General features: G+C 52.4%; 7 protein-coding genes. 2 read left to right on the forward strand and 5 right to left on the reverse strand.

Annotated elements, in window-relative coordinates; all coding sequences use genetic code 11:
- Nucleotides 1-178 precede the first annotated feature (178 nt).
- On the forward strand, nucleotides 179-1,381 hold the full coding sequence (gene rlmI / locus LGM20_RS16535) for a 23S rRNA (cytosine(1962)-C(5))-methyltransferase RlmI (protein WP_023289059.1): 1,203 nt from the start codon (nucleotides 179-181) through the stop codon (nucleotides 1,379-1,381).
- 59 nt (nucleotides 1,382-1,440) lie between these two features.
- Nucleotides 1,441-1,758, forward strand: a complete 318-nt coding sequence (gene hspQ / locus LGM20_RS16540; protein ID WP_023289058.1) for a heat shock protein HspQ — start codon at nucleotides 1,441-1,443, stop codon at nucleotides 1,756-1,758.
- 41 nt (nucleotides 1,759-1,799) lie between these two features.
- Here the strand turns inward: hspQ and LGM20_RS16545 are convergent, their stop codons facing one another.
- The 5 genes from LGM20_RS16545 to LGM20_RS16565 all read right to left on the reverse strand — a co-directional run bounded on the left by LGM20_RS16545 (nucleotide 1,800) and on the right by LGM20_RS16565 (nucleotide 10,808).
- Complete coding sequence (locus tag LGM20_RS16545) at nucleotides 1,800-2,675, reverse strand: peptidase (RefSeq protein WP_044521969.1); 876 nt, start codon at nucleotides 2,673-2,675, stop codon at nucleotides 1,800-1,802.
- Nucleotides 2,676-2,821: 146 nt separating this feature from the next.
- Nucleotides 2,822-5,956: a glycosyltransferase gene (locus LGM20_RS16550; protein ID WP_044521968.1), complete on the reverse strand. Its 3,135-nt coding sequence runs from the start codon at nucleotides 5,954-5,956 to the stop codon at nucleotides 2,822-2,824.
- A gap of 54 nt (nucleotides 5,957-6,010) precedes the next feature.
- The gene (locus tag LGM20_RS16555) at nucleotides 6,011-7,231 is read right to left on the reverse strand and encodes an HlyD family type I secretion periplasmic adaptor subunit (RefSeq protein ID WP_044521967.1); all 1,221 of its coding nucleotides are present in this window, start codon (nucleotides 7,229-7,231) and stop codon (nucleotides 6,011-6,013) included.
- Nucleotides 7,228-9,375 (reverse strand): type I secretion system permease/ATPase, encoded by a 2,148-nt coding sequence (locus LGM20_RS16560; protein ID WP_044521965.1) that lies wholly within the window; start codon nucleotides 9,373-9,375, stop codon nucleotides 7,228-7,230. The genes LGM20_RS16555 and LGM20_RS16560 overlap by 4 nt, the downstream gene beginning before the upstream one ends.
- Entirely contained in the window at nucleotides 9,372-10,808 is a 1,437-nt protein-coding gene (locus LGM20_RS16565; RefSeq protein WP_044522009.1) for a TolC family outer membrane protein, read from the reverse strand. Before LGM20_RS16565 ends, LGM20_RS16560 begins: the two co-directional genes overlap by 4 nt.
- Nucleotides 10,809-10,855: the final 47 nt, after the last annotated feature.

The raw sequence follows: 10,855 nt of genomic DNA on the forward strand, positions 1-10,855 counted from the left end.
CTGGGGGTGAGAAGACAGAGTATGAAACGCCGCGCAAAGTGAATGTGCTGAAGCGCCTGCATTTTGTGCCGAAACGCTCAACCGCGCCTGGCGGGGGAAAGATGCTTGTATGCGCCAGGTGTGCTAATCTACGCGCCATTTTTCGGTGCCGACATTCCCGTTGCTTAAAGGTAGCTCCATGACAGATTCCCTATTCCCCCGCTTAGTGTTAGCCAAAGGACGCGAGAAATCCCTGCTGCGTCGCCATCCGTGGATTTTCTCCGGCGGCGTCGCCCGCATGGAAGGTAAAGCCCGCAGCGGTGAAACCATCGATATCGTCGACCATCAGGGAAAATGGCTGGCCCGCGGCGCTTATTCGCCGTCGTCGCAGATCCGCGCCCGCGTGTGGACCTTCGATCGCAACGAAGCCATTGATAACGCCTTCTTTGAACGCCGCCTGCAGCAGGCGCAAACCTGGCGTGCCTGGCTGGCCGAGCGCGATGGCCTCGACAGCTACCGTCTGATCGCCGGCGAGTCCGATGGGCTGCCGGGCGTGACAATCGACCGCTTTGGCAACTTTTTCGTACTGCAGCTCCTCAGCGCAGGCGCCGAATACCAGCGCGCCGCCATCATCAGCGCCCTGCAGAGCCTGTTCCCGGACTGCGCCATTTACGATCGCAGCGATGTCGCGGTGCGTAAAAAAGAGGGGCTGGAGCTGGCCCAGGGGCCGGTAGTGGGCGAACTGCCGCCAGCGCTGCTGCCGATCGCTGAGCATGGCATGAAGCTGTTGGTCGATATCCAGGGCGGGCACAAAACCGGCTATTACCTCGACCAGCGCGACAGTCGCCTGGCGACCCGTCGCTACGTGGCGGACAAACGGGTGCTGAACTGCTTCTCTTATACCGGCGGCTTTGCGGTGTCGGCGCTGATGGGCGGCTGCCGCCAGGTCACCAGCGTGGATACCTCGCAGGAAGCGCTCGACGTTGCGCGCCAGAACGTGGAGCTCAACGGACTGGATCTGTCCAAAGCGGAGTTTGTGCGCGACGACGTGTTCAAACTGTTGCGTAAATACCGCGATCAAGGGGAGAAATTCGACGTCATCGTGATGGATCCGCCGAAATTCGTAGAAAATAAAAGCCAGTTGATGGGCGCCTGCCGTGGCTATAAAGACATCAATATGCTGGCGATCCAGCTGCTGAACCCCGGCGGCGTGCTGCTGACCTTCTCCTGCTCCGGCCTGATGACCACCGATTTATTTCAGAAAATCATCGCGGATTCAGCAATTGATGCCGGACGTGATGTACAATTTATAGAACAGTTCCGTCAGGCTGCCGACCATCCGGTGATCGCAACCTATCCGGAAGGGCTGTATCTGAAGGGGTTTGCCTGTCGCGTCATGTAACTTGAAAAACGAAACATGAGCCTCATATAGGGAGTATTCATGTTTCCCAGGAGGTGCCTATGATAGCCAGCAAATTCGGTATCGGCCAACAGGTCCGTCATACGCTCTTGGGCTACCTGGGCGTCATCGTCGATGTCGATCCCGAGTACTCGCTCGCGGAACCGGAAGAGGATGAAATTGCCGCCAATGACGAACTGCGCGCGGCCCCCTGGTACCATGTAGTGATGGAAGATGATGATGGCCAACCCATCCACACCTATCTGGCAGAAGCGCAGCTGAGCAGCGAACCCCGCGACGAACATCCGGAGCAGCCGTCCCTCGACGAGCTGGCCAAAACAATTCGTCAGCAGTTGCAGGCGCCCAGGTTGCGTAACTAGCCTACCCGCGCCGCCCTCAGGGCGGCGTTTTGCTTTATAGCCTATTTTTTCGCCCCAACCACGGCGGCCAGCGTCTGACAAATCGTCTCATTAAACTCGGGGCTGCGCTGCTGCGCTTCTGACCAGCGGGTATTCGCCAGGTTTAACTGCCGCGACTGTACCTCGCTCCCCTGCGCCAGCTGATTAAAAAACGGCGTTAACATCGCCCCCCCTTTCACTTGCTGTGCTATCAAGACCGGCGAACCATCGCTGTAACGGAAACGCTGTGCTGCTGCGGGGATAGTGATATTAGAAAAGTGCGCTTGCGCAAAGCTTGCCCAGTAATTCGCGGCGTTATAACCGCGTGTAAAATTACTTTCGCAATCAGGAAGCGGAAAGCGCGGCCGGGTATTTTTCTCCGGGGCTTTAAAGCTGTTCTCCATCCACCGCGCCATGCCCTCCAGATACCATGTTTGTTTAAAGACGGCATAGCCATACTGATAAAGATGGAAAAATTCATGAGCAGGGGTAATGTTACGCGCCGGTTCCAGCGCGGCATTCAATACAAACTTTAAACCGCAAGGCAGTTGCCTGCCGTCATTCATGGTTTCTGCCGCCACGCGATCGAAAGCCAGACCATTCCCCTTCGGCAGTTGCAATACATAGACATTGATTTGTCTGGCCTGAGCATAAATCTTTTGCTGTAACGGAAAGCGAAGGCCAAGCACATGGGAATAAAGATATTTGGCGGCCTGCAGCTGCACAGCAATATCTTTAATACTATCAGGGACGCCACTGCCTGAACTGTCGTACTGATATTTGAGCGCGTCGCGCCCTTGCAGGCTATAAAAAATATGGAAATCATCTTCAACATATTCTTTTTCGAGGCGATGTTTAAGCAATATCGAACCTTTGACGCAGCGGGATTCCTGCACCATTTCATTAGCCACTGCGGAAGGCAAACAAAAGGCCGCGAAAAGATATATGGCGCAGCATGCCGCTCCTGTTCTGCTATATCGCAAGGTACCGCCTCTCCGGATGTAGTCCGCCCCAGCGAATTCATTTTACCAGGGCGGAAACGTTTTCACACGACACGTTGTTTGAGTGAAACCACGTTGACCGGCTTCTCCTCCTGCCCCTTCATTCGCTGCTCATTTTGCTGTAACCAGTTCTCCCAGCGCCCGGCTATCGCGCTGGCGTAATAACGGCGTGCATTGCGGATGGCGGCGGCCTGCATCTCTTTTTGTAACGCCTTATCGGAGATGACCTGAACTAATGCCGCGGCCAGCGCCTCTTCGTCGCCGTAAGGTACGAGGATCCCGGCCTGACGATCCTGCAGAATATCGCGCGGCCCATATTTTATAGCAAAGCTAATTAACGGCGTGCCATAGACCATTGCCTCGACCGCCGACAGGGATTGCCCCTCCTGATTTGAGCAGAGTACCGTACAGCAAGCGCGGCGATGGACAGCAGCAATATCCGAGGTAAATCCATTGATTTTTATGACCTCTTCTAATCCCCACGCCTTAACCTGCTCGCTGAGTTTACGGCGAAGCGGACCGACGCCATAAGTGTGTAGCCGCGCATCAGGGCATTGCGCCACTACTTTACGGAACGCGTTAAAAAGCATCAGATGCTGTTTTTCTTCAGAGTAACGCGCCAGATAGATGACTGTTTCCGAGGGTTCCTTTTGCGGGTCAGCCGGAATTTTGCTGTCATCCATATGATTGGGGATGACCACCAGGCGATCGCCGGGGATCCCCTCCTGCTGTAAATCCTGCCATTGTTCGTCGGTAAGTACGATTAACCGATCCACCCGTTGCGGTTGTTCCAGTAAATGACGGTATGAAGCTTTTATCCCGCCGTTTAGCATCTGATGATGAGAGTGGATGACTGCGCTAACCGTGCAGTTCATCCGCTGTGCCGGTTGCGAGCAGACGAACGCTTTCCAGGCTTTATTTTTATCGACGATAAAATGCCAGCTGCCCGCTGCGGGCAGCATCATTTCCAGCATCCAGGAAAAAAACGCCTCCTGTTGGCTGAAGGATTTTATTTCTCCACCGGGTAGCGCGAGATCCATGCGGGCTATCTGCAGGTTCGCTTTCTTCACGTCAAAATATTTACGCAGCAAAACGTTTCCCGCGCTATCGACGTAATCCTCCACCAGTTGCCCCTGCGGGCGTAATTGATAGTTATTTTTACCGACCGTCGCCTCTGCTTTTGGCGCTACAGCCTGACGAAGTTCGATCTCCCCTTTAAGCACAGGTAGGGGAATGATTTTCCCGCTCTTCAGACACGACACCAAAGCATGGTACAAATTGTAAACCGGGACCGCTTCCGGCAGCGCTCCCCGCGCCTTCAATGCTTTTACCGTCTCATTGAGTTCGGGATCCCACATCGCGGTAATAAGCCAGGGAACAGTCTGTAAATGTTCTACAAACAGCCTTGCTCGCCGGGAAGCCGCTACCTCAATACCATTACCCACGTCGCGCAGATTCTCTAACAAAAAAATAGTCGTTCCCCGAGGTGCGGGCGGCGCCGCGATTGGCGATTGCTGACGTGTGTTGGCAGCCTGATAATACTTTTGATAAGCAATATAACCAGACAGATAGTGCTCTACATCATCAATCCGCACGCGGTAGCTATGGTGTCGAATGAAGAAGCTGTTGACAATACGAGCAGGATTTTTAAAAAACATCGCCAGTTCCGGCCAGAAGAAACCATCCAGCAGGTAACGCGCCCGCGACTCCAGCGCCTGATAAAACTTCTCTTTATCAAAGTTGTCGAGCAAATGGCGCTGTTCGGACGAGGCATCCAGACGCGCAATCATTTCCGCCGCCGCCATCATTAATTCCAGTAACGTCGGATAGGTTGTTACGCGTTGCAGCACGAAATCCAGATGATCGCGCACGTTATCCAGCCCGAAACGGAAATAACGCTCTTCCGGGCGGTAACGCGTCAATTCGTTAACACAGTAGCTCAACCAGTGATCGTGATGCTGCCAGTGTTTTTGTCGAATAAAGTATTCAAATGCTTTCTCCACCATGGACAGCCACTGCGGCGCCTGCGTCAAACGATACAAACGCATTAAGGCAAATGCCGCCTCGCCGTCGTAATAGATTATGCGATGTTTGGCTTTCAATGAGAGATCGTTGCTGTTAAGAACATGAACAAACTCACCGCTTTGCGCATCCTGCATAAAGGCAATGCCGGTGGCCAGTTGCGACAACAAGTCCAGATATTGTCGGTCACCCGTCGTTTCGGTATATTTTACCAGCGCCAGAATACTGACCGCATTCCCGCCAAGCTTAATTTCATTTTCGACATCGCAAAGAAACGCGGCCTGTCGCCCATCGGCAAGCGTACGAACGGCAATAAGATTGTTGACCAGGTAACCAATCGCCCGATCGATTGCCTGACGCAGGTGCGGCTGCCTGGTGGCTTCCCATCCTTCAATCAACGAATAGGTTGAGCTGGCATGGCGCAGAGCATTATAGGAACGTACCGGGCGGTCAAAGCAGGGAAACCAACCGTAATAATAGAGCCCATCTTTTTTAACCTGGCGAGCCAGATAGTCGCTCCCCTTTTTAATCACCTCGGGCAGATAGTTTTTTTGCCATTCATCATCGATAACCCGGTAGCCGGAACTGCGGCCGCTATGTTCAATGAGTTTGGCACCGCTACGATCGCAAAACACCGATCGCGTTTTAAAACGCCATAATATCTGCTGAGGCTCGCTCGGCCAGTTCAAACTACATTTAAACCGCCGTTGACCATAATTTTCCAGATTGATGTCATTTGGCGCCGCTACGCCATTGTCGCCATCATAAAGTAACGCATTCGCCGCAATTTCCTGTTCAAGGATCGCTTGCGTAAATTGGGTATCAAAAGAGATCCCGAAGCGGAAGTAATTGCGTTTAGTGATATTGAGTTTCTTTTGCAGATTTTCCCAGGTGAGTTTTTCTACGCTATCGACAATGTCAATTCGTAACCATTGCGGTTCATTATCCTGCTTTTTACGCCACTCCTGCAGCGCTCTGGCGCCGGTTAACCAGGCTTGATCAAAACTGGCGGCGGTCGATACCTGGACATGCGCGCGCTGCTTTCCGTCACTGACGCTAAAAAAGATGACCCATCCAGGATAATCGGCAGGCAATGCGGTCGTTTTTAATGGCTTGCACTGAAAGCAAGCCTGTTGTAATAAATCGCTTAATGCCATCTCAAATCTCCATACGTTGAAAATTTCACCAAACATACAGCCAGCTAGTGGGTGTTACCTTTCTCTCAGTGCTTCTTTCGCCCTGTTAAATGGTTTCACCAGATAATCCATTACGGTCTTTTCACCGGTTTTAATATCAACCGTGGCGATCATTCCCGGGCCAATTAAAAAACGCTTGCCGCGTTTATTTTCCAGATAGTTATGATCGGTTCGGATAAATACCCGATAGTAGTAGACGTCAGGTTTTGCCTCATCCTGGATCGTGTCCGGAGAGATAGTTTCGACAACACCATTGAGGGCGCCATAGATGGCATAATCATAGGCGGTAATTTTCACCAGTGCCTTCTGATCGGGATGAATAAATGCAATATCCCGCGGCGAAATACGCGCTTCGATCAATAACCGACCATCGATGGGTACAATATCCATCAGCTCACCGTTTGGCGCGATAACGCCGCCGATGGTATTCACTTTGATATTTTTGACGATCCCCTGCACCGGCGAGCGCACGGTCAGCCGAGCCACTGAATCTGCCCGGCCTTTAATCACTTCGGCAAGGCTGGCGACATCCGCGTTAGCTTTCGACAACTGCTCGCGGGCATCAACATAGTAGCGAGTGTTAAGGTCAATTTTCTTTAATTCAATATCGGCGGCCTGCTGACGCAAACGGAGTACTTCGACGTTACTGGCCGCACCGGTCTTAGCCAGCTTTTCATTTATCGCCAGCTCGCTATTTACCAGAGACAACGACTGCTCCAGTTGCCGCATAGACTTCGTTAATTGCTCCCTGCGGCTGTGATAGAGGCGAGTTTCTTCCGCCAGCAGCCCCGGCCAGGCCTTCAGCGATGGCGGAAAAATCAGCGGTTGGTTATTAACCTCTGCGGTCAGGCGAATGCTCGCGGCTAATGACGCGCGATATTTGGCCTGACTCTCGCCAACATTGGATTCACTGCGGGTGGGATCCAATCGTGCGACCACCTGACCTGCGGCGACCCGGCTGCCTTCGCGAACGTGCAACTCAGTTAAGATCCCGCCGTCCAGCGTTTGCAACACCTGCTCGCGCGAGCTGGGGATCACTTTTCCGGTTCCGGTGGATACTTCATCGAGCGTCGCGAACCACGCCCATACGCCTGTGACAACCAACAGCAGTGCCAGTAAAGCGATCAGGCGTCGCGAATTAACCAGTTCAGCCTCATCACGCTCGTTATCAGCCATCGCGGCAACCGGATCCGGTTCCTGTACTCGCGAGAAAATTGCAGTACTGGGTTTATTCATATGTTCACCACCTGAGCGCGCGCTTTTTCCTGCTCAAATACTGTCGCCTTCGGTTTATCCAGCGCTAACTGACCATCCTGAATAACCAGAATACGATCAACGATATTGAGCACTGCTGCTTTATGAGTGGCGATGATTAACGTGCGCTCTCCGGCCCAGCGCGCCAGTTGCTCGACGAACGCTTTTTCTGTTCGTTCATCAAAAAATGAGGTGGGTTCATCCAGCAAAATAATATTAGGGTCGCGAATGAGCGAGCGCGCCAGCAACAGGGACTGCCGCTGTCCGCCGGAGAGCCCGAGTCCCCCTTCCATCACCACATGTTCAAGACCCATAGGCAGTTTGTTGACGAACTCCAGCGCACCACACAGTTCAAGCACTTTCACCAGTTCATCATCGCTCGCCATTGGCCGCCCCAGCGTCAGATTCTCCCTTAATGTTCCATGAAACAGCCGCGCCTCCTGAGTCAGTAGCGTGGCGTTACGGCGAATGTCTGCAAGATCGATCTGTGGCAGCGAAAGATCGTCAAGCCGAAGTTCGCCTGACGCCAGCTCGACATTGCCCATCATCGCCTGCAATAGCGTCGATTTTCCGGCGCCTATGCGCCCAAGAACGGCTATTTTTTCTCCGGCTTTAATAGAAAGTTGTTTAATTCGCAGCGGTGCGGGACCATTGTCTTTGCCGTAACGAAACTCGGCGTTACGGAATTCATAATTGCCGTGCAGAACCGCTCGGTGGACCCGCGGTTCATCCAGCCCGCCCTCTACCGGCAGCGCCATTAAATTATCCAGGCTTGCTTTCGCGACTTTCACCTGCTGCCAGCGAGCCAGTACGCCGCAGAGGGCCGTCATCGGAGCAACCATTCGGCTGGACAGCATCGATGCCGCCACCATGGCGCCAGTCGTGATGTCGCCATTAATAACCAGTGGCGCCCCTACCGCTACGACGGTGGCATACAACAGGTTCTGAATCGACATGCCCCAGCTCACCAGGCCATGAGTGACTTTGCGGGTTTTCACTCCCGATTCGGCAGTAATTGCCACATAGCTGTTCCATTGCTGCAGGAAACGGCTTTCTGCCTGCATCATTTTGATATCCGGCAACCCCTGAATGCTTTCCACTAAAATGGCGTTGCGTAGCATGCTTTCATGCTGATTTTTGTTCGCCAGCTCGGCCAGTTTTTTCTGCAGTACCAATCCCGGCAATAGCATCAGAATAGTCGCAACAGGCGCAATCCAGCTCAGCCATGGCGAGACGATAAATAACACAAGCTGGAAAAGCAGGAAAAAAGGCAAATCGGCAATGACCGTCATCATGGTCGAGGTCATCATTTCCCGTACCTGTTCAAGCTCGCGAATTTGGGAAATAAAGCTGCCTGTCGAGCGTGGAACCGCCGTATTTTTCAGCCGCAATGCGTGACCAAACACGCGATCGGAGATACGGATATCTCCACGTTTGCCTAACAGATCCGTGACGTGTCCACGGGTAATTTTCAGCATGAAGTTGAACAGGGCGGCAATTAATACACCGCTGAACAAGACATATAAAGTGGGATAAGATTGAGCAGGGATCACCCGGTCATATACCTGCATAGAAAACAGGATGCCGGCTAATGCCAAAATATTAATCGCCAGCGATGCCAGCATGACATGCAAATAGGGACGCCAATCTTTTAAAACGATTTTACGCAGCCAGTCTGGCTGAAAGCGAGAGAGATAGCTTTCAGTTCTAATATCTTTCTCCGGCGAGGCCGGACGAAAAGCCACGGTGAATTCAATCTCATCTAATAAGGCGTCAAGCGGGCAGTGGCTTAGTAAAGTCAGCTCTTTGACAAAACGGATCCCGACGGAATTATGCAGATCGAAGCTTTCAATAATGCCAATCTGACCATCTTTGAGCTGTACCACAAGCGGCAGACGCCAGGCCGACATTTTCCGGTCATTGCCATTCAGAAACTGGCAATGCAATCCGGCATGGCGGCAGAGATGTTTAAGCGCATCAGGCAGCGTTTTTTGCGTCGCCCACTCCGCCGCGGCATGGAGCGTACCCGGCGAGTAACTTTGCCGATAATGGCTGGCGACAAAAGCCATAGCGTTAGCCCAATCCTGCAAATGGGGAATATCGCTGCGCTGGTGTTGTTCGCTCATGGTCGAATCTCCACACCCTGAATTCTTTGGTTATCCAGAGCAAAAACGGCGCGCATTTTCCCCGTACTGAACAGACAGTCCAGTTCCAGATTTCGCAGTTGCGCTTCAGTTAATACCTGATTGAATTGCGCCTGATAAATTTCCTGATCGACATTGAGCAGGTCGAGTAACGGACGCGTGCCAAGCTGTAAATATTGATCCTGATACAGAGCGCGAGTTTGTTCGCCAAGTAATTGCTGGCGGCGCTGGATGGCGATAGATTGTTTCAGATTTACCGCCTCGTCGCGGGAGGCGCTTAACTTCTGGCTGGCATCGAGTTGCGCGTTTCTGATCCCGGCATTAGCCGCAGATAACGTTTGCTGCGCCGCTTCGCGGGAAGCGGTGAGTGCTCCGCCCTGATAGATCGGCATTTCAACTTTTACCCATGCCGAATACTGAGTTTTATTTAACACCGCGCTGTTGGCGTAATTATCATTGAGGTAATGCGTTACCTGAGGTTCCAGCGAGATAGTTGGCAACATTTGCGCGGTGGCATTATCTAACTGCGCCTGCGCCTGCGTAGCCTGCGCCAAAGCCGCGAGCACCGCTGGTACGGTTCGGTAATCGATTTTACTTACGCCACAGGCAGCATCCATCGCCTGCGGTACGCTTTCGGTTACGGAGGTAATACTCCCGAGACCAAGATAAGTCGCCAGCGTTGCCTTCCAGCGCTCCAGCGCCGCCTGATATTGAATAAGCGTTGCCTGCGCGCCCTCTACGCGGGTATCCGTCTGCACCACATCTGAAAGCGATGTTGCGCCGGCGTCGTTGCGCTGGCGAATAAGATCGCCAATATGTTTTAACGAATCCACCTGGGCCTGAGCTATTTTCACCAGCTTTTGATAGCCCTGCATCTGTACCACTGCACCCGCGGTATCATGAGCCACTTGATCGATATTAAGCATGACCATCGCCTGCTGTTGGGCAACAGCGGCATCCGCCGCTCTGACCGAGCTGGAGACTTTGCCAAAGTCGTACAGCATTTGCGAAACAGAAACCACTAATGAAGGGGAATATCCTGAATCAGAGTAGGTATTACTATAACCATTATTCATACCCGCATTGACCTGCGGATAATATTTGGCTTTCGCTACATCAACTTTTTGCACCTGCTCCTGGAGCTTACTCACCTGTTGAGTGATAGCTGGATGCCAGTTGACTGCTGATTTTACCGCCGTGGCAATATCCACTGGACCAGCCAGATGACTTTCAGGATTGATAAGATCTTCGCTATATCCGGCAATCTGCTGACTATCGTTTAATCTCTGGGTACTGATAGTGGTGGGCGGAAAGGAAAGCTCCTCTGCCTCAACCGTTAATACCATGCTTATTGACAGGAAAATAGTGCTGCACCTGTAAACGTTGACCATCCCTTTTTTTTGAAATAGACGCATAAAATTACCTTTCAGAAAGCACACTGAAAATATGGATATACTCTTTC

Origin of the sequence: Klebsiella quasipneumoniae subsp. quasipneumoniae, assembly GCF_020525925.1 — a bacterium.
Classification (GTDB): domain Bacteria; phylum Pseudomonadota; class Gammaproteobacteria; order Enterobacterales; family Enterobacteriaceae; genus Klebsiella; species Klebsiella quasipneumoniae.